Raw genomic sequence first — 22,274 nt, 5'->3', positions numbered from 1 at the left:
CCGGCTGCATCCATCGTAAAATGGCTATTAAAAAAGCCAACCAGTAGTCTCTGGTTGACCTAATAATACGATGGGCTTTCCTCCTTGTTGTCCCTTAAAGATACATAATAACTTTACAATAGTATATTTTTTCTATTGGTAAAAGTGTTTTTGTATATTCTCTCGCTAGCATCTAGGGTGTGTCTTCAAACTGTTTAGATGAATACTCAATACGAAATAAAACAGACACAATGGCAGAGAGTTCAAGACCTGTTTCCACCTGAACAAAAACCACAAGGAGGAGGACGTCCCGCATTGGACAACCGAATCATGTTAAATGGATGCTTTGGGTTGCTCGTTCAGGCGCCCCATGGCGTGACTTACCTAACCACCTTCCTCATTGGAAATCTGTCTACACGCGCTTTCGCCGCTGGCAGAGAGCGGGGATTTGGGATGAGGTGCTGAAGTGTGTCTCCCTGGATGTGTATGAGGAAAGCATCATGATTGATGCCACGATGTGCGTGTTCACCAGCATGGATCGGGCGCAAAAGGGGGCAAAGCAAGCGATCGAATGTTCCCGTGGTGGACTAGCACCAAAATTCATGCCGTGGTCGATGGGCTAGGCAATCCACTTCGTATTGTGACTCCGTTCAGAGCTATGAGCTACTTCAAGCCATGAAACTGACAATGAAGCAAGTATTGGCCGATGGAGCGTATGATACGAATGCGATTCGAGCACTTTTGGACGAGCAACAGACTATTTCAGAGATTCCAAGTAAGAAGAATCGCCAAGAGATTCAACCTTATGATCGAGATATCTACAGAGAACGTGAATGGTTCTTCAATAAAGTGAAAAACTATCGTCGTCTAGCAACTCGTTAGGCTAAATTAGCGTGTACGTTTAAGGCATTTTGATTCTGGCATCCATCATGGTGTGGCTTGCCTGAGTTTGAAGACACGCCCTAGTATGAAAAAACAGTAATTGAAACTCCAGTAAAACATAATAGAGGGTAAAACGAAATACAGCAGACGGAATTTAAGGTTAATAAATCTCCGTCTGTAATACCTTAAGAATATAGTTCGAACAATAAAGACTACAAAGGAATAGGTGAATTATGAAAAAAATACTCGTTTACACAGCTGGGAAAATTGGGAAAAATGATTGGCGACACACTATTTTTAAAGACTTAAGACAAGCAAAAGATGGATTTGAAATAGAACAAGTAAATGGTTTTAACTACTGTGGCCCTTATTTTATAAAATGTGATCATGGATGCTATCATGGGGGGAATTCACACGGAAGAGGCTTGGAGAAAAATGGTTGTGGAGATGGTATCGATGAGTACAATGGAGCAGAAGCTCCCAAGCAAAGTAGATATAATGTAGTTGCAAAATGTCTTCATGGGATTCATGCCAGTACAGCAGTATTTGCATGGATTGATCAAAAAGATGCATATGGTACTATTGCAGAGATAGGTTATGCAGTAGCGCAAAACAAACCTGTTTTTGTTGCTATATCAGAAGATCTTTCATGTTTGGATGACATGTGGTTTCCAGCTCAAATGGCAACTATCTCAATAGTAAGCCGTTCGGCAGAAGAAGCCTGGAGAATTTTCGTTGAAACTTTTGACAAAAATAGTAGAGAGTTGCGAAAGGATATGTTACCTAAAAAGTCTACAAATCGCCTGCCTTCAACTAGTAAACAGATAACCTATCTTGAGGATCTTCTCAGTAATTCAGGATTGATGTTGACAATCAACTTAGACGAATTAACTAGGGAACAAGCTAGTCAATTGATAGGCTTTATTAAAGATGACATATCTTTACCAGAAAGCCTTTCTTGTCTAATTGAATATGATATTTAAGTAACATTATTGATATTTATTTCCTTTGTCGAACTACAGTAGAGGACTTTGCCTACGATATCTACGATCGTCTTGAATAAAATAAAGATGAATCATTTGGTATAGTAGCAAGAAGAGACCTAAGCTTGTTTAAGCAAGGTCTCTTCTTGCTATTGGATAAACTTCGTGTGTTCAATAAAAAGTGAATTTTCTATTTGGAATACAAGTAAAGTACTACGTCTATTCAATAAGGTTGAAAATTTGTAGCTTCAAAATTCAAAAATAACTCTTATATATTGAAACCTCAAGATTATTTATAATTGTATACCCGTTGTAATATACCAGTTATCATTTGATAAGGCTTGGTACATAGCTGATTTCCAAGAGTTTAATCGATCATGAAAACTGCTCTCTGATCTCTCAATAAGTTGTTCTTTAACGGCTTCAGGTCCCGCCAATTCAAATAGATTTCTCATTTGGTAAGCGATATTGCGCAGCTCTGACGCTGCTTCCGATTTATAGAGCGTATTAAGTTTATAAAAATTGAAATGGTGTAAAACCCGGTGTGCCAATAATTCTGTAACTTGTGTTGGCGGTTTAATGAAAAAATTCATTGATATAGGATATGTTTGGAGTACATCCGCAAATAACCATTGATCATCCTCAATATTATCGAAATAGGGGTGTAGAGTTTCTTCCTCACTTGAAGTTGGAAAAGCGGCTTTTTTAATTGTATTGCAGTCACTACAAGCTGGTACTAGATTGTTTGGTGAAAGGGCCAAAGAAGGAAAGTCACTTTTAGCTAGATGATGATCTAGTGTCTTAACAGGTAACTGATTACATAGAGGGCATTTGCCATCGTCTGTTTCCTTCAACTTGTCGTAAAAATGCCTGCCTGGTGTTTTTAATTTAGCAAATCTATCAGTGTATACAGCCTCCATTTCCTTCCGAGTGACATTCCCATTTAAAATAGTCTTTTTCTGAAGAAGATGAAGTTTTGCTTCTGTTGCTTTTAAATCATAATCAGTGGCATCTCTAATTATCTCATTAAGACAATCTTCAAGTCTTTGTTTTAATTCTTTATTTTTCACTCTACTTATTGAAGCTAAGAAAACAGTCTCAGCTGAGAATTCAGGTTTAGTAAGAGCTCTCATTTGTTCACGCCTCCTTGCTGGGGTCACCGGCCAACAACGCTCTGAGAATTGCTTTTGCTTCCCATCCTAGTTCATTATTAAAGCTCTCCACTATATCTTCATAGTTCCCATATTTTTCAACACCATCTCGAAGTATCTTATAAAAATCTGAGTAAGTGATTTCTAATTCAAAGATCTCAGATGTAAGAGATTCTATATTTTCACCAAATGTTTCTGCCATGGCTCGGTTAATTTCTAGTTGTGAACCATTTCGTCGAAGTTTCCACACACAGCTTTTTGGGACCTCTTGAAGGATAACAGGTGAGTGTGTGGCGATTATAGCAATAGCATTACGTTGGACAAGTAGGTCCGAAAGCGCACGAATAAAAGCAGATAAGAGTGGTGGGTGTAGATGTGCTTCAGGCTCGTCAAGTAGCACGAGAGTTCTTTCTTCTACTGTTTCTACTAAACGAGTTAGAGTACAGTTTGACAAGCCCTCTCTAGACACAGATCTGAAACTCCTTATTCAATCCATATACGAGGAGCATCAGGGGCGTTATGGCTATCGCCGTATCCGTGATGAACTAGTTAATCGTGGACATCGAGTTAACCATAAAAAAGGTACAGCGTATCATGAAAGAATTAGGTTTAGAATCAGTGGTGCGCATGAAAAAATATCGTTCCTATAAAGGAACTGTAGGTAACATTGCACCTAACGTACTGGGTCGTAACTTTCAAGCTGAAAAACCAAATGAGAAGTGGGTTACCGATATTACGGAAATGAAGTTGTTTGGAGAAAAGCTGTATTTATCACCTGTTATGGACTTGTTTAACGGTGAAATTATCGCTTACACAGTAGGGTCTCGCCCTACGTATTCATTAGTCTCCGAGATGCTCAATAAAGCCTCTAAACGCTTATCCAATGGGGATGAGCTCCTCCTGCATTCGGATCAAGGCTGGCACTACCAGATGAAGCAGTATCGACAGGCTCTAAAGGGACAAGCGATTACCCAGAGCATGTCACGCAAAGGGAATTGTTATGATAACGCCGCAGTAATGGAGAACTTCTTTGGCATTATGAAGTCAGAGTTTTTTTATCTTCATGAATTTGAAAGTGTAGATCACTTCAAGCAAGAACTAGCACGATACATGGATTACTACAATTACAAACGCATCAAGTCAAAATTAAAAGGCATGAGCCCGGTACGCTACCGAACTCATGCCCAACAAGTTGCATAAAAATATTTGTCTAACTTTAAGGGGTCACTTCATGTGATCAGCTGCTTTTGTTCAACATTACCAGCTAATATCTTGTCAACAGCAAAAAAACACGAAAGCCTGTATTATATTTATTAATAAGCATGTCAAATAACCTTCCAACGATTTTGGTTGGAAGGTTATACCATAAATTTTCTATACCGAACGGAATGATTTCTAACTTTTTAAAATAGCAGACAACCAATGAACTAGCATATTCGCACAAGCTACTAAGGCCACTTCTCCAATTTTCGATAAAGTGGTTGCAGCAATTTTAGGTCCAATACCGGGAATCGATTGGATTAAATCATATTCTTCAATTTCAGTAGCCAGGGCCTCTAGGGTCTGTTCCAACATAGCAAGATGCTCCTGGAATTGAAGAATAAGACTGATTAAAATCTTAAGATTGATGAGGTGACTCTCATACGTTGTTTCCCGAAATGGGTTTTGTTGTACAGCCTCGATCAACCGTTGAACTCGTTCATTCATCTACTTCTTAGATCGCCCACGTTTTGAAGAAAGATGAGCTTGAATGGTCATTTTGAGCTTCTCTTCACTGACTTTTAGAACAGAGGATGAAGTAGGAAACTCATGTAGGAAGCGATGAGATATGTTAGAATACATAGCCCAAAAACACCTTTATACTCCGAAAAAACCTGATCCAAAACAGCTTGGAATTAGGACTCATGTTATCGCGTCTGATAACGCATATTGAGTATTTGGACACCACTTTTTGAGGGGTTCGAATTCCTCCCTATAGTATAGTTCCCGAGAAGATAGGCATCAGCAACATCCGTTTTCACTTTACGGAGATTCATTCATCAGAGTATCATTTTTCATTTATCTAAATCCTCCTTGCGAACAATATAGACAAATTAATTAAGGTATTAACAAAGAACGGATTTAGTTTTTATTTGAGTAGAAGCAGGCCTATGAATTAGTTTCATATATCCTTGAATCGTAGTCGTACTCAATTAAATTTTTTTTAGCATGGAAAGAAACAATACATATAATTTTGTTGGTTCACTGTTGGACACATTAGATTATACAACCTGCCTGATAAGTACGATACGACTTTAGGGTAAATACTAATTTGCTTAACTACAAGCTGTTTTTTTGTTTTCTGCTCAAAATTTAATTAAACACCTAGTATTTAACGATAGTTATTTATTGTATTTTTGAGTTTTATTTACAAAAACTATGTTGAAAATTAAAAATTTAATGATAATATGATCATATGGAGTAATTTAACATAATTATACTTATTATTACATGTAATGAGTTTTATCTACAAAATTATTAATCGATTTATGATCGTATTCATCATTATATTAGCACCATTTGTATTTAATAACTAATTATACATAAGGGGGATCTGTGTTGAATAATAAGAATACCGTTTTATATGAGCGATCTGGAGGGAATACATCTGAAGAAATTACTCCGAACTTCAAAATCCCCTTTTATAAACAAGATACTAGTGAAATTGATGTAAAAAAAATTAGAATTAAAATTCAAGATGATCACATAAGGCACCTACATAAAATATGCACTGATTTAGATGTAGAGATTTCTACAGCATTTTTATCGATATTCTCTGTGTTATTGAGGTTCTATAGTTATGATGATGAGATTGCAATGTTTTATAGTCTGAGTAAACGCCAATCTATTACTGAAGGTTTGATTTCTGAATCCCTTTCATTAGATGATTCATTTATAACTGTTATAAAAAATAAAATGGGAGTATTAAGTGAAGATGATGGGAATCAATATAAACACAACATGAAAGATACATTTTACACTCCTGTTTTTTCATACAATAGAACTTGGGGTTTTGACGAGCTTTCTCAAATAAATAAAAACAGTATCGTCTTTGCAATTAAATATGAAAATAATTCATTTTGTTCTGAATTAATATACAATTCGTTCTCTATTGGTGAAGATTACATAATTAGAATGCATTATCATGTTATAAATTTGATAAATGAATTACTAATAAATCCGGAACAAAGAATAGGTAATGTATCTATTCTTTCACCTTTAGAGAGTGGTCTGGTTAAGTTCAGAGGCAAAGACTACGTTATACCTGAAATTTCTTTAAATGAAATACTCGAAAAACAAGCAGAGAAAATCCCTGATAAAGTTGCTGTCATTCATAAGGGCAATGAAATTACTTATAGACAATTAAATGCAAGAGCTAATCAATTCGCACGATTTCTACAACTAAACAGCATTGTTGAAACTGACATTGTAGGGATATGCATGGATAGATCAATTGAATATATTATTGTGATGTTTGGAATTATGAAAGTAGGGGCTACATATTTACCACTAGATCCTCATTATCCTCAATCCCGAAATGAGGCAATAATAGGGGATGCTAACCCTGCTATTATAATCACAGAAAACGACTGGGTTGATAGATTTGAATTGAATAAAATTATTGTTTGGGAGCACAAACAAGCAGATATATCTAGACAAAAAGATAATAATATTCAAATTCTGCTAAATTATAAAAGAAGAATGTACATTATTTATACTTCGGGCTCAACAGGTCAACCTAAAGGGGTTCAAGTGCAGCATACATCCGTTATGAATTTACTTTGCTCAATGACAAATAAACCAGGTATAAACGAAAACGATAATTATCTTGCGCTTGCTTCATTTTCATTTGATATGTCTGTACCCGAAGTTTTTTTGCCTTTGTATGTAGGAGCAAAACTTTTCATAGGTAATTCCGGACTCGGTGGAGATAGTGAAAAATTAATTGATTTTATATCTGGAAATAGAATCACAATCATGCAGGCTACTCCAACGACTTGGGATCTTATATTCGAGAGTGAAATTGATATTCAGCATAATTTAAAAATATTATGTGGTGCAGAGCCTTTACCTTTAAATTTGTTGAAGAAAATGCTCAGTAAAGGATATCAAGTATGGAATTTATATGGGCCTACAGAAACCACAGTGTGGTCATCATTAGATAGATTGGAGTTTATTTCAGGTAACTCAGTGTCAATAGGAAAACCTATTTACAATACATCATTCCAAATTGTGAATAAAGACCTACATTTAGCGCCTTATGGTGTTCCTGGTGAACTATTAATAGGAGGAGCAGGTGTTACAGAGGGATACTTAAATAAATCTTCTTTATCAGAAGAGAAGTTTATTGAACTCTCCGTTTCAGGTAGCAAAGAGATTATTTTATATAGAACAGGTGATTTAGTAAGAATAAATGAAGAAAATGAAATAGAGTACTTAGGTAGGTTAGATAACCAGGTGAAAATCAGAGGTTTCCGTATAGAAACTAATGATATAGAACACCACTTAGAAACACATCCTCTTGTCAATAAATCATTAGTCTTAGTGCTCAATGACATAAATAATCACAAAAGCTTAATTGCATATATTATCAAAAAGAAATCGGATATAGAAGTTACTGGTAACGAGTTGCTTGAATTTTTAAGAAGTAAGTTGCCGATTTACATGATTCCGAGATTTGTACATTTTATGGATGATTTCCCTTTGAGTTCGAATGGGAAGATAGATAGGAGATTATTTCCTAAGCCAAATGAGAATGAGAGTTTAAACGTTGGTTTTACTACTGGAGATATTTATAAAGATCAAATTATAAAAACCTTACAAGAGTTTTTATCTGTTAGGCAGATTAATCTAAATGATAGCTTTATTACACACGGGGGAGATTCGATACTTGCAGCTCGAATTGTTTCCAAGTTACGAAAGAATTATGCATTAGACTTGGAAGTTGTTGATCTCCTTAAATCGAAAACTATATGTGAATTTTTAAGAGAATTATCATCCATGAAGAAAACTACTATTGAAATTTTAATTGAGAATAGTGATAAAAAGCAGGATATACCTGCGTCATATGCGCAACAAAGACTGCTGTTTTTAAATCAATTAGAAAATGGGAAAATGGCTTCTTATAATATTCCAGTACTTTGGGAAATTGAGGGTTCCCTTGATATTCATATATTGAGAAGAGCATTTAATATAGTTATACAGAGGCACGATACCCTACGCACTATATTTAAAACTGTGTTAGGACAGTTTTACCAAATTATAAAGACAGACATTTTATTCGAACTTGAAGTGATTGATATAAGCTTTAAGGATCTTAATGAACAAAAATCACAATATCTCAATTTTGCTAAAAATGAAGCGGCAAGAGAATTTAATATGGAAAGTGGTCCATTATTTAATGTCTTTTTGTTTAAATTGAATAGGAACCAAAATATTTTAATGGTTAATATGCATCATCTTATTTCCGATGGCTGGTCACTTGACATATTAAAATGTGAATTGTTAATTGCATACGATTCACTTCTCGAAAAAAAGCCTCTTCAACTCAATGAATTAAAAATTCAGTACGCCGATTATGCTAGATGGCAGCAGAAAGTATATCAAGAAGACAAGATTAACGATGCATTAGAATACTGGAAATTAAAATTAGCAGGTAATTTACCGGTTCTAGAAATACCAACCGACTATACACGAGGGGATTTTCAAACTTTTAGGGGGAGCATTGTTGAATTCGAAATTGAAGAGAACTTGCTCACACAAATAAGAGCATTTACTCGAAGTAATGATATCACTATATTTATGTTTTTTTTGTCCACGTATAAGCTCTTGTTATCTATTATTACTGACTCAAAGGATATTCTTGTGGGGTCACCTGTTGTTAATCGTGAATTTGGAGAGTTAGAAAACTTAATTGGTTTTTTTGCAAACACTGTTGTATACAGAACTAGCATAAAACAGATTGGTACTATAAGTGAATTAATCCAAGATATAAAGAACACAGCACTAGAAGTATACAATCATCAAAATGTACCTTATGAAAAAGTAGTAGAGGCAATTAATCCGCAAAGAAACCTGAAGTTTCCTCCTGTTTTTCAGGTGTGGTTTGTGATGCATCCAAATACTGTCTCGGAAATAAGCCAGAATTTACAAATGAAGTATCTTAATTTTGATACGGGTTATACACAATTTGACTATTCTTTAGTATTAAGAGGAGAGGGTGAAAAATATGTAGGAGAACTTAATTATAACGTTGATCTGTATAAAAAAGAACGAATAGTAGAGCATGTGAAAATTTATAAAGATATTATCAGGTTAGTTATAGATTCATCTAATCTTTCTTCAACAGATTTTTTTAATCAAATACGTTTGAAAATGAAAAATAATATAATTTCTAATCATAATCATTATAAAAAGTCGTTGTTAGCTAAAATTAAAGAAAATAAAATTCGAGATGCGCAAAATTTAAAGTAGAGGGTGTGCCAATAATGAAAAAGACATGGGCTGAAAGAGCAAAAAATGTACGTCCACAATCAATTTCTGTATCAAGCGAAAATTTAGTTGAGGTTAAAGAGCTGTTTGAGGATCAAACGTTGCCTTTGCTAATAACTCCTAAAGTTGCAGGATTAAATTTAATCGAGTGGAGTAAAAACAATAAAGAGTTTTTAGAAGAAAAACTCTTAAAGTATGGGGGAATACTCTATAGAGGCTTTAATATAAAATCACAGGTAGAATTTGATAGTTATGTAGATAATAATTGCAACCAATTATTACATTACAAAGAAGGGGCGACACCAAGAACTAAATTAAGTGATAAAGTGTATACTTCAACTGAGTTTCCGAAAGAACACTTTATCGCATTGCATAACGAACTATCTTATGTTACTACGTGGCCAAGGAAAATTTGGTTTTGTAGTGTAATACCAGCTGAATCAGGTGGCGCAACTACAATCGCAGATGTAAGAAAAGTATACAACTCCATCTCTCCTGATATTAGAGAGAAATTTCATGCAAAAGGCTGGTTACTAGAAAGAAATTATGGAGATGGATTTGGACTTACCTGGCAGGATGTATTCCATACCAATGACAAAAAAGAAGTAGAAACATACTGTAATGCTAATGATATGACTTTTGAATGGAAAGATGGTGACAGATTACGAACTCGTCAAGTAAGGCCCGCAGTTGTTCGTCATCCTATAACTGATGAATTAATCTGGTTTAATCATATGGCCTTCTGGCACGATTCAAGTTTGGATTCAGATACTAGAAGATTATTTACTGAAAACTTTGGGGAATTTGGATTTCCATATAAAACATATTATGGAGATGGGACTGTAGTGGAAGATTGGGAAGTAGAGAACGTTAGAAGAGCCTATGATGATAACACAGTAGCTTTCCCATGGGAAAAGGGAGATGTAATGGCGCTAGATAATATGTTAGTCGCACATGGGCGGGAGTCATTTACAGGTGAGCGTAAAGTTTTAGTAGCGATGGGGGAACCATGTAGCCATAAGAATCTTGAGAAAAGAGGTGAAGTATAATTATGCCTAATACAGTCGAGGGTTATCAATTATCACCACAACAAAAAAGAATTTGGTCTCTTAGTGAGAATGGGGCTGATTCTGATTATAAATCTCAATTTACTCTTTTACTGGATGGCAGTGTTAATATTCAGTATTTGAAACAAGCATTTACCATGCTACTTAATAAACATGAGATATTTAGAACAAGATTCCACAAAATAATGGGTCTGAATTACCCGTTACAAGTTACTAATGATGAACTACTATTTAACTGGGAAGAATCTAAATTAGAAGGGGATACAAGTAATCATACTTCCTATCTGAATCTACTTATTAAGGAAAGATGGAAAAAAGGTATAGATACTAGTGGAAATATATTTATCGATGCTTTCTTTCTTAATGTGAATGATACAACTAACTATTTAATTATAACATTCTCGGCTTTGTTGGCAGATAACAACATTGATTTAGTTATCAAAGAACTGAAGGCAGCTTATAGTCATTTAATAGGAAATGCAATGATGTATGAACATAATGAAGAAATCCCGTATTCAGTGTTGTCTGCTTGGTTTAATGAGCTAGATGAATCAGACAATGCTCGAGAAGGTAAGCAATATTGGAAGAGCAACATTGAAAGTTATAAATTAAATCAAAAACTTCCTTTCTCCGAGCGTAGTTTTAAAGAATATAAACCTGAAATATTAAAATACAAATTAGGGTTTGATCAAGTTTATAACTTGGATAAAATTTCAAAGGATAGTAACGTTAAATTAGAAACTATATTTCTAGCATTATGGCAAGTTACTTTATTCCGTCTAATACGAGAGTCGCCTACTATAGGACTGAATGTTCTTGGTAGAAGTGATGAAGAGTTAGAACATGTTATTGGTCTACTAGATAGGTACGTTCCGTTTAAAATTGAGTTTGATGAGAATATTAATTTCATTGAATATCTAAATCAAATTGAAAATGGGATAAATGATATTAATATTTGGCAGGATACGTTTTCTTGGGAGGATTTAGAGTTAAGCCATGAATATTTTTCATTTGGAATCGATTTTAATATTATTTCTGATTTAGGGAGTTCGGTAGATGGACTTAACTTTAGATTATTTGATCAAATAGCTTGTTTAGAGCGGTTTGATTTGAAGCTTTCTGTACTAAGGATTCAGGAAGATATTGAATTGAAGTTGTACTATGATTCTACATCTTTGGATGAAGATTATGTTAAACAGATTTTAACTCACTTTTTAAATGTCATGGCAGCTATAGAAAATTATAGTGAAATAAAACTATCAAAAATTAATCTTTTCGATGATGTAGGAACACAAACTTTGCTCGAGAAGGGTGGCAACGGAAAATCTTTCCCATTTATACCGATACACGAACTTTTCGAGAAGAAAGTAGAGGAAAACCCAAATAAGATTGCTGTAGTATGTGAGGATCTTTCTATTTCGTATATAGTGTTGAACCAAAGAGCAAATAAGTTAGCTTCAGGATTAACAAAGCTTGGTATTGAAGCTGGAAGTATTGTTGGCATATCAATGGAGCGTTCTATTGATATGGTTATTTCAATGTTAGCCATTTTGAAAATAGGTGCTGCATATTTACCTCTTGATAAAGATTATCCTATTGATCGTTTATCTTTTATGATTAATGATTCTGGGGTGAAATTAATAATAACTAAAACTGATACAGCAACTAAATTTAATATGCTAAATTCTGAAATGTTGTATATTGATACTTTTGATTGGTCTTCAATGGAGCTTTCTAATGAGAATATAAACAAATATATTAATCCTGAATTCACTGCTTATGTTATATATACTTCTGGATCAACTGGAAAACCAAAAGGAGTACTAATACCTCATCGCGCTATTAGTAATCAAATGCAATGGATTCAAGATCAATTTCCTATGTTTGAAAGTGATAAACTTTTGCAAAAAACTTCTTTTTCTTTCGATGCATCAGTTTGGGAATTTTATGCACCACTTATTAATGGAGTGGAACTCGTAATGGGTGCACCTGACATACATTTAGATCCTGCAGCAATGATTAGTGAGATAATTAAACATAAGATATCAAATTTGCAAGTAGTTCCAGCTATGTTAGATTTGCTTGTTAGTCAGGAAGAGTTCTCTGATTGTTTGTCGCTGAAGAGAATTTTTGTTGGTGGAGAAATTTTCATCTCGAGTTTAGCGCAGAAAGTATTTGATAAATTGCCTAACATCCAACTTATTAATTTGTACGGTCCATCTGAATGTTGTATTAACTCATTATTTTGGGAGTTGGATAAAGAAAGTACAGAAATGAAACCAATACCAATTGGTAGACCAGTAGCAAGTACTAAGATGTATATATTAGACAAGCATATGAATCTGGCACCATATGGGACACCAGGAGAACTTTATATAGGTGGTATAGGACTAGCTAATGGTTACTTGAATAATTCAGAATTAAGTAACAAAAAATTTATTGATAATCCTTTTGAATCTAATCAAATAATATACAAAACCGGAGACTTAGTAGAATATCAAAAAGATGGCACTGTTAAATTTATTGGCAGAGTTGATAATCAAGTGAAACTAAGAGGATTCCGTATCGAGTTAGAAGAAATTGAAGCACTGTTAAATAATCATAATTCAGTTAACAAGGCTATTGTTAATGTGATGCAAGATAATAATGGAATTAAGAAGTTAGTCGCGTACATTAGTTGTGATAGAAGTAACTATTCTGAAAAAGAACTACGAGAGCTACTCGGAGATAAATTACCTGAATATATGCTGCCTTCTGCATATATTTATACGGAAGCGTTCCCTTTAACTTCAAATGGTAAAATTGATAGGAAAAATCTACCTGACCCTGAGATATCTATGCTCTTTACTTCTGAAAACTTTATAGAGCCAAAAACTTTAACCGAAGAGATTGTCGCAGGAATATGGTGCAAATTGCTAGATGTTGATAAAGTAGGAATAGAAAATAATTTCTTTGAAATAGGTGGTCATTCTCTTATTGCAACCCAAGTAGTTGCTCGTATAAGGGACATTCTCAAAGTGAATATTCCTCTCCGAACAATTTTCAATAGCCCGACTATTAAAAAAATCTCGGAAGTTATCGACAGCTATTTAACAAATAACAACTTAAATGATAACGAATTCAATATCTCAGCAGTAAGCAGAGAGGAAAGCATTCCACTCTCTTTTGCTCAACAAAGGTTATGGTTTATAGAACAGTTGGAACCCAACAGTCCGTTATATAACATGATTGATGCTATTCAACTCGAAGGAAAACTTAATATTGACGCTTTAGAAAGGGCTATAAATTTACTATTGGAAAGACATGAGATTCTACGTACTACTTTTGATGTGAAAAATGGAATACCTGAACAGTTGATTTCTCAAAAAGTTCAAATTAAATTACAAAGTACGAATTTGAATTCTTATAGTGATCATGAAATAGATGAGAAAACGAAAGAACTCATAAATGAAGAAGGAAGAACTTCTTTTAATCTGACAAAAGGGCCTCTTATTCGGGCATCATTATTAATCTTATCAGATGAAAAATATATTCTTTTGCTCACTACACATCATATTATTAACGATGGTTGGTCAAGAGGGATAATTATTAGAGAAATAGGAGAATATTATCGTTCGTATATTGAAAATAAGACTCCTAAGTTACCGAATTTACCGTTGCAGTATGCAGATTTTTCTTTATGGCAAAGAAAATGGATGAAAAACGAAGTTCTTGAAAGTCAATTATCTTACTGGAAAAATAAATTAGATGGTGATTTACCAGTATTACAATTACCTACTGACTATGCACGAAGTCACCGACCAACATTTAAAGGAGCGCTATATCAATCGCCTCTTTCACTAGAGACTAAGGATGAGCTAAATAAGTTAAGTCAACGAGAGGGAACTTCCTTATTTATGACTTTATTTGCTTCCTTTAACGTGTTGTTAAATAGATATACTGGTCAAGAAGATATTTTGATTGGATCTGCTATTGCGAATCGGAACTATAATCAAATTGAAAATTTAATTGGTTTTTTTGTCAACACATTAGGGCTCCGCACAGACTTATCGGGAGATCCAACTTTCAAAGATTTATTGTCCCGAGTGAGAGAGATTTCGTTAGGAGCGTATGCAAATCAAGATATACCTTTTGATAAGGTTGTTGAAGAAATACAACCAAATCGAGATTTAAGTCATTCGCCAATGTTCCGTGTGATGTTTGCTTTGCAAAACCTACCTTTATCTGACTTAGAATTAACTAATATTAATTTAAGTCCAATTACAGTGGATAATGGTACTTCGAAATTTGATATTACTCTCTCCATCACAGAATGCCCTGATGGTCTAATAGGGGAATGGGAGTATAGCACAGAGCTTTTCAAACCTGATACGATTGAAAGAATGGCTAGCCAATTTGAATTTTTAATAGGCGAAATTCTTGAAAACCCTAATCAAAAAATTTCTGAATACACTTTAATCAATAAGTATGAACAAGCCCAAATTTTGCAAAAGTGGAATAGAACAGAAGTTGATTATCCAAAAGACAAAGGTATTGATAGTTTATTCCTTGAAATGGTTGGGTTATATGGGGACAAAATAGCTTGTGAATTTAATAATAGTGCTATTAGTTATACTGAGTTAAATAATAGTGCAAATGAAGTTGCCCAGAAATTAAATAATTTAGGCGTCACTTCTGAATCTTTAGTCGGAGTAGTGATGGACAAATCAATTGAACTGATTATCTCACTTCTTGCTGTTATTAAATTGGGTGCAGCTTATGTACCTATTGATCCGAATTATCCAAAAGATAGAATTAACTATATACTAAATGACACAAAATTAAACGTTGTATTAACACAAAAAAATTACAAAGACGATTGGAGTAAGCTTGTTCAACATGTTATTAATTTAAACAAAGATGAACTTTGCTTGGATGATTGTAGTCACAAAGTTATGTTATTAAATGTAACTGAAAATCATAAAGCCTATGTAATGTATACTTCTGGGTCAACCGGGCTTCCTAAAGGGGTTGTTATAACTCATAACAATATCATACGGTTAGTTAAATCAAATGATTATGTCGATTTTAATGAAAAGCAAACGTTTATACAGTCTTCTCCTGTTACATTTGATGCTTCTACATTTGAAATATGGGGAGCTCTTTTGAACGGTGCTCGTCTTGTTATTCCTTCACATAGTCGTTATTCTCTTGAAGAGCTAAGTAACTTAATTGTTGATAAAAATGTGAGTGTGATGTTCATGACAACTGCATTGTTTAACCAAATGGTAGATGGGCATCTAAGTAAGAATAATAAACTAAAGCACTTATTGGTTGGCGGAGAAGCGATGTCTATAAAAGCGTTAGAACAAGGTTACTCATTACTGAGAAATTGTAAATTAACAAATGTTTATGGCCCCACAGAAGGTACAACGTTTACAACATTTTTTCCGATTACAGACTTATTATTTAATAGATCTGTACCTATCGGTGCTCCTATTGCGAATACAACCGCTTATGTTATGGATGAACAACGAAGAATATTACCTATTGGTGTTTCAGGCGAACTTTATATTGGTGGGGATGGTGTAGCACTAGGCTATCTAAATAATGATGAACTTACGTCGCAAGTATTTTTTGAACATCAACACTTGGATGGTAGAATAGAAAAATTGTACCGTACCGGAGACTTGGTAAGACGACTATCAGATGGAAACATAGAGTTTGTAGGTAGAGTTGATGATCAAATCAAAATTCGTGGCTACCGAATAGAGCTCGGAGAGATAGAGACTACAATTAGAAAATTCGATGCTATTAAGGATTCAGTTGTTTCAGTTCATGTTGATCAAAATGGTGAGAAGCAACTTATTGCTTATATCATACCAGAAAAGGAAAATGAAGAATCTGGATTGATAGTGGAAAATAATCAAACAGTAAATGACTGGGAAATGATTTTTGATGACTATTTCTATAGCCAAGAGGCAGTGACTCAGGATGAGACATTTAATACTATTGGATGGAATAGCAATTTTACAGGAAAGCCAATTGATCTGAAAGAAATGCGGTTGTGGTTAAACAATACTGTTCAGCAAATTCAGAGTTTAAATCCCTCTCGTGTTTTAGAGATAGGATGTGGAACTGGTATGATCCTCTATAGAATTGCACCATCCACTAATAATTACCTGGGTTTGGATATATCCAGAGGGGTTATTGAAGAACTGGAGAAATCTCTTCTTAATAAACCTGAATATAATATGGTTAAATTGTTTCATAATGCTGCACATGATTTCTCAAAGATCCAGCAAAGTTTTGATACAGTTATTCTAAACTCTGTAGTGCAGTATTTTCCAAGTAGGGAATATTTGACAGAAGTTCTTGGTAATGCGATTAAAGTTATTTCAGATGAAGGTTCAATCTTCATCGGTGATGTAAGAAGTTACTCTTTGTTGGATACTTTTCAATTTGCAGTAGAACTTTATAAAGCGAAAGATGATATGTCTTCTACTGATTTAATAGATCGGATTTGTGAACGTAACGAAATGGAAAATGAGTTAGTAATTTCTCCAGAGTATTTTTATCAACTTCAAAATGATTACCCACAAATTACTGGGGTAAAAGTCACTTTGAAAAGAGGAGATTATACTAATGAGTTATCTCAATTCCGATATGATGTTACGCTATTAATCAATAAAAATGTTATTCGCATTGAACCACAGGAAGTATTGGAATGGGACAATCGAACTACGGATTTATTTGATATTATTGAGTCTTTACAAAAAGAAGAAATAGAAACATTACGTTTGAATAAAGTGCCAGATTTACGTGTTCTCAGAGAAGTTGAAACAAAGAAAAGATTTGATAATGCTGATCTTTCTGAAATAAAAACAATCGGAGAACTGAAGCAGATAGCAAAAGATATATCTATCGATGAAGCAGTTAATCCTGCGAAATTGTTTGATTTGGAGAGTAGTACTAATTATGTAGTAGAGATATCTTTCTCTCAAAATATTGGTTATTTCGATGTTATTTTTATAAATAAGAGTAGAATGAACAATATTTCATCTCCTATTATTTGGGGTGATAATCGTAATGATTTTGATTATTCTCAAAAACTAACTACGTATCCGAAAAAAATTAAGGATAATTATGATCTTATTTCTAAATCGCGCAGTTATCTTCAAGTAGCACTCCCTGAATATATGCTTCCCACACACTTTATAGTTATGGATAAATTCCCAATAAATTCAAATGGTAAGGTTGATAAAAAGTCGTTACCTTTACCATATAAATCAAGAACTTTTATTCAAAATTATGTGCCACCAAGAACAGATACAGAGCAAATGTTATGTAATATTTGGGAAGAAGTATTGGATATACGTCCTATAGGCATTTATGATGATTTCTTTGAGCTTGGAGGACATTCACTTTTAGCCACTCAGATAATCTCTCGCCTACGTAATGAATATGATTTGGGAATTTCCTTGCATAGTATTTTTGAATATTCATCGATAGAACTATTATCTCAGCATGTTGAACATATTATTTTGGAGGAGTTTCATGTTTCCAATGAAAAGGAATAAAAAAATGTGTAAGAAAAGGTGATGTAGATTGAATATTGAGATTGATGAGCAATCAAAAAGAGAATTGATTAGAAATAGGTTATTGAAAAAAAATACTGAAGGTGGAGAAAAAAAGATAAAAAAACGTACATCTCATGAAAATTTGCCACTTTCTTTTGCTCAACAGCGTCTTTGGTTTTTACATCGATTAGAAGAAGATGAGACTGCGAACTATAATATTGTTTTTGCGTGGATGATGAAGGGGCAACTTAACAAAGTTGCCTTTCATCAATGTTTTAAGGATGTAATTGATAGACATGAAATACTTCGAACCACTTTTACAGAAGTAGAAGGAGTTCCATATCAGTCTATTTTGAAGGAAATAGATTTTACTATACAAGTTGATAATGTAACTGATTTGCCATATAATGTAAGGACGGAGAGGGCACTTGAAATTGCCCAGGAAGAATCAAAATTTTGTTTCTCATTGACCAAAGGTCCCCTTATACGTGCTCGTCTCGTTGAAATTGATAATAATCATGTTTTGTTTATATTAAATATGCATCATATTATCGCAGATGGTTGGTCAATTGGAGTTTTAACAAAAGAAATAACAGAAAATTACAACTCATATATAAATAACCGAAAAAATGTTTTGCCAAAATTAGACACTCAATATGCAGATTTCTCTATATGGCAAAGAGAAAGAGTCCACAATAAGAATATTGAGATGCAACTGAATTATTGGAAGCATCACTTAAGTGGAAAATTACCTATTCTTAATTTACCTACTGATTTTCAGCGTCCTAATAGACAATCTTTTAGGGGAAAAGTAAGAAGCTTTAATTTATCAAATCAAATTCTAACGGATTTAAAAAGAATAAGTCGCACAGAAGGTGCTACATTATTTATGGTCCTTACGGCAGCTTTGAATATATTATTATTTCGCTACAGTGGGCAAACAGATATATTGATGGGTACTCCAGTGGCTAATCGAAACAATAAGGAAATCGAAAATTTAATAGGTTTCTTTGTTAATACATTAATCATTCGTACTGATCTTTCAAATAACCCATCTTTTAAAGAAGTTACTCAGCGAATAAAAAAAGTTGCATTGGATGCATATTTAAATCAGGACGTACCGTTTGAAAAATTAGTAGAAGTTCTCCAACCAGATAGAGATCTGAGTCAGATACCTTTGTTCCGTGTGATGTTCGCTTTACAGAATGCATCGATGCCTCCGTTAGAACTTTCAAATTTAGATTTAGAGAGTATTGAAATCTATAATGATACTTCAAAGTTTGATTTATTCATTAATGCATATGAGACAGTTAATGGTATGAATATTTCAATTGAGTATAGTACTGACTTGTTTAAAAGTAGTACTATTGAAAGATTTACGATGCATTTTAAAAATTTATTAGTATCAATTGTACAGAATCCTTATTGTAATATTGCCGATTTACCCATAATAAGTAACGATGAGAACGATAAATTACTTAATGAATGGAATATGACCTTGAAACATTTTAATAGAAGAAATTATTTCGTTCATACATTAATAGAAGAAAAAGCAAAACAAATCCCAACTGATAATGCTATCTCTTTTAACGGAGAACATCTCACGTACTACGAACTTAATAATAAGGCAAATGCTTTAGCATCAAAATTAAGAGAATTAAATTGTGTACCAGGAACCTTTGTAGGGATATACATGGAACGATCAATAGAAATGATGATATCTCTTTTGGCGATTTTAAAAGCTGGAGGAGCTTATGTACCTCTGGATCCTACTTATCCACAGGAACGATTAAAAATGATAATTGAGGATATTAATTTACCTATTATTCTCACTAAAACACATTCAAAACAAAATATATCTTTAGAAAATGTATTTAATGTTGATTTTATGGATGATGTTAAAATAGAAGATAACATAGAAAATTCAATAATATCCTTGGATAATAACATACCAGCCTATGTTATATATACCTCTGGATCAACTGGAAAGCCTAAGGGAATAGTCATGTCGCATCGAGCACTTGTAAATTTATTATTATGGCAAGAAAATGAATTGGATAAAATCGAAGAATTACGAACTCTCCAATTTACTTCATTAAACTTCGACGTCTCGTTTCAAGAGATTTTCTCTACTTGGCTAAGTGGGGGTACTCTTGTTTTAATAGAGGATGATAAAAGAAGAGATCCAGAGTTATTAATCAATCATCTAATTAACAACAAAGTTACTCGTCTGTTTCTTCCTTTTGTTGCACTAAAACAGTTGACAGAAACAAGCAATGAATTGAAAGTCAATACCTATGCTTTAGAACAAGTTATTACTGCAGGTGAGCAACTTCAATTGACTGATAGTATAAGGGGATTTTTTGAGAATAGGCCTAGTATTACTCTTTATAATCACTATGGTCCTTCTGAAACACATGTAGTAACTTCATACAAGTTGCCCCCTGACACTAAAGAATGGACCTTTTTACCTCCCATTGGCAAGCCCATAAACAACGTAAAAATATATATATTGGATGCTAACTTGAAATTATGTCCAATCGGTGTACCTGGAGAGCTATATATAGCAGGGGCTGCATTGTCAGATGGATACATTAATAGACCAGATATGACTGATGAACGATTTATTAAAGATGACTATAGCCACAGTAAAGATAGTCTAATGTATAAAACAGGAGATTTGGTTCGCTTACTAGAGGACGGAAATATTCAATATTTAGGTCGAATGGATAGCCAAGTAAAAATAAGAGGTTATAGGGTTGAGTTAGGGGAAATTGAGGAAGTTCTTGACAAGTATGAGTTTATTAATGAATCTGTTGTACTTCTTTCAGAAGATAAGGAAGGGAATAATTTTCTTGTAGCTTTCGTAGTTACTGTTAATAATTATTTATTAAACGAAGGAGATTTACGATATTTTCTAAATAGACATCTCCCGAGTTATATGGTGCCCTCTAAATATGTTAAATTAGATTATTTACCCATATCTCCTAATGGTAAAGTAAATCGGACATCATTGTTGATGTTAGACGACAGTACTCATTTTTATCAGAAAGAGTACAATCCACCTTGCAACAGAAAAGAGTTAATAATGACTCAAATATGGGAAGAACTTTTAGGTGTATATCCAATTAGTATTGACGCTTCCTTCTTTGATATAGGTGGTGAATCTTTGAAAGCTGTTAGATTAATTCACTTGTTAAACAAGGAATTCAATACTAAATTACCCGTATCATTATTGTTTCAATATCCGACTATACGATCGCTTATAGGTTCTATGGAGAAACAAATCGAAAAAGGAACTACATTACAAGAAATACCTGATATTTTGATTGAAATGACAAAAGCAAATGGATCAGGATCTCCAATATTTTTTGTACACCCAGTAGGTGGCGGAATATTCTGTTATGCGCCTTTATTAAATTCTTTAAAAGGCGAAACTATATATGGAATACAAGCATATGGTTATGATAGTGAAGAAACTCCATTAGACGATATGGAACAAATAGTTGAATTGTATCTCAAAAGAATAGTGGAACTTTGTCCACATGGTCCGTATCGTTTAATCGGATGGTCTTTTGGTGGTACAGTTGCATACGAATTAGGTAAGCGATTAGAAAAAGATTATGGAACAATAGAATTTTTGGGATTAATTGATGCCTCGTATGTAGGAGACAAAGAGCAAAACTTTGATATTCGTTATTTTGAAGAAAATTGGGATGAAACAATTTCGAAGTATACTCCATTTTTACCTAAGGAAGTTAGTAAAGATAAGACAAATCATGCAATGTCTATTATTCTTGCTAATTTAAAAGCATATAATAATTATTTATCTAGTTGGAAAATAAAAGCGAACATTCACTTGTTCAGAGTCGAAGAGATTTCTAAAGAATATCCAATGGAATTAATAAACCCAGATGAATGGGGAACTGCCACTTATGGTAAAGTCTACGATATCGTAATTCCAGGTCACCATCACTCTCTTATGCAGCCTCCTAATGTTGAAATTGTAGGTGAAAAAATTAAGATCGCCCTGAATAAATTAAATATGTAAGTATGAAAGAATTTAATCAATTTCGTTTGATATTTTTATTTTCCAATTTGATGTTTTCGTCTTAAATAAGA

General features: G+C 33.6%; 10 protein-coding genes and 2 pseudogenes. 9 read left to right on the top strand and 3 right to left on the bottom strand.

Annotated features, from left to right (window positions below):
• Nucleotides 1-320: 320 nt before the first annotated feature.
• The 4 genes and pseudogenes from PTQ21_RS31530 to PTQ21_RS28005 form a co-directional block, all read left to right on the top strand.
• Nucleotides 321-380: pseudogene (locus tag PTQ21_RS31530) on the top strand (hypothetical protein); the annotation flags it as partial.
• Nucleotides 381-437: 57 nt separating this feature from the next.
• A complete protein-coding gene (locus PTQ21_RS28015) occupies nucleotides 438-602 on the top strand; it encodes a hypothetical protein (protein ID WP_274567887.1) in 165 nt (54 codons plus the stop codon).
• 52 nt (nucleotides 603-654) lie between these two features.
• A complete protein-coding gene (locus tag PTQ21_RS28010; protein WP_274567886.1) occupies nucleotides 655-861 on the top strand; it encodes a hypothetical protein in 207 nt (68 codons plus the stop codon).
• Nucleotides 862-1,094: 233 nt separating this feature from the next.
• Nucleotides 1,095-1,844, top strand: a complete 750-nt coding sequence (locus PTQ21_RS28005; RefSeq protein ID WP_274567885.1) for a nucleoside 2-deoxyribosyltransferase — start codon at nucleotides 1,095-1,097, stop codon at nucleotides 1,842-1,844.
• A gap of 293 nt (nucleotides 1,845-2,137) precedes the next feature.
• Here PTQ21_RS28005 and PTQ21_RS28000 read toward each other — a convergent pair whose 3' ends face one another.
• Nucleotides 2,138-2,977, bottom strand: a complete 840-nt coding sequence (locus PTQ21_RS28000; protein ID WP_274567884.1) for an HNH endonuclease — start codon at nucleotides 2,975-2,977, stop codon at nucleotides 2,138-2,140.
• Between the two features lie 4 nt (nucleotides 2,978-2,981).
• Nucleotides 2,982-3,395 (bottom strand): AAA family ATPase, encoded by a 414-nt coding sequence (locus PTQ21_RS27995; protein WP_420800346.1) that lies wholly within the window; start codon nucleotides 3,393-3,395, stop codon nucleotides 2,982-2,984.
• 64 nt (nucleotides 3,396-3,459) lie between these two features.
• Between PTQ21_RS27995 and PTQ21_RS27990 the strand changes: the two are divergent.
• Nucleotides 3,460-4,195 (top strand): annotated as a pseudogene (locus PTQ21_RS27990) (IS3 family transposase); the annotation flags it as partial.
• A gap of 195 nt (nucleotides 4,196-4,390) precedes the next feature.
• On the opposite strand, the gene PTQ21_RS27985 reads toward PTQ21_RS27990, so the two are convergent.
• Nucleotides 4,391-4,570, bottom strand: a complete 180-nt coding sequence (locus tag PTQ21_RS27985; protein WP_274567882.1) for a helix-hairpin-helix domain-containing protein — start codon at nucleotides 4,568-4,570, stop codon at nucleotides 4,391-4,393.
• A gap of 1,023 nt (nucleotides 4,571-5,593) precedes the next feature.
• Here PTQ21_RS27985 and PTQ21_RS27980 point away from each other — a divergent pair.
• From PTQ21_RS27980 to PTQ21_RS27965, 4 genes are read left to right on the top strand one after another with little or no spacing between them, the layout of a single operon-like run.
• The gene (locus PTQ21_RS27980) at nucleotides 5,594-9,508 is read left to right on the top strand and encodes an amino acid adenylation domain-containing protein (protein WP_274567881.1); all 3,915 of its coding nucleotides are present in this window, start codon (nucleotides 5,594-5,596) and stop codon (nucleotides 9,506-9,508) included.
• Between the two features lie 14 nt (nucleotides 9,509-9,522).
• On the top strand, nucleotides 9,523-10,575 hold the full coding sequence (locus tag PTQ21_RS27975; RefSeq protein WP_274567880.1) for a TauD/TfdA family dioxygenase: 1,053 nt from the start codon (nucleotides 9,523-9,525) through the stop codon (nucleotides 10,573-10,575).
• Between the two features lie 2 nt (nucleotides 10,576-10,577).
• Nucleotides 10,578-18,152: a non-ribosomal peptide synthetase gene (locus tag PTQ21_RS27970; protein WP_274567879.1), complete on the top strand. Its 7,575-nt coding sequence runs from the start codon at nucleotides 10,578-10,580 to the stop codon at nucleotides 18,150-18,152.
• A 28-nt stretch (nucleotides 18,153-18,180) separates the two neighbouring features.
• The gene (locus PTQ21_RS27965; RefSeq protein WP_274567878.1) at nucleotides 18,181-22,203 is read left to right on the top strand and encodes a non-ribosomal peptide synthetase; all 4,023 of its coding nucleotides are present in this window, start codon (nucleotides 18,181-18,183) and stop codon (nucleotides 22,201-22,203) included.
• Nucleotides 22,204-22,274: the final 71 nt, after the last annotated feature.

This window comes from Paenibacillus marchantiae (assembly GCF_028771845.1).
In the GTDB taxonomy this organism is placed as follows: Bacteria; Bacillota; Bacilli; order Paenibacillales; family Paenibacillaceae; genus Paenibacillus; species Paenibacillus marchantiae.
Note: the sequence above shows the minus strand (reverse complement) of the source record. Positions and strands in the feature narration are given on the sequence as shown.

Coding starts and splice junctions, on each gene's coding strand:
- PTQ21_RS28010 (WP_274567886.1), top strand. CDS start 655: ATGAAACTGACAATGAAGCAAGTATTGGCCGATGGAGCGTATGATACG.
- PTQ21_RS28005 (WP_274567885.1), top strand. CDS start 1,095: ATGAAAAAAATACTCGTTTACACAGCTGGGAAAATTGGGAAAAATGAT.
- PTQ21_RS28000 (WP_274567884.1), bottom strand. CDS start 2,977: ATGAGAGCTCTTACTAAACCTGAATTCTCAGCTGAGACTGTTTTCTTA.
- PTQ21_RS27985 (WP_274567882.1), bottom strand. CDS start 4,570: ATGTTGGAACAGACCCTAGAGGCCCTGGCTACTGAAATTGAAGAATAT.
- PTQ21_RS27975 (WP_274567880.1), top strand. CDS start 9,523: ATGAAAAAGACATGGGCTGAAAGAGCAAAAAATGTACGTCCACAATCA.
- PTQ21_RS27970 (WP_274567879.1), top strand. CDS start 10,578: ATGCCTAATACAGTCGAGGGTTATCAATTATCACCACAACAAAAAAGA.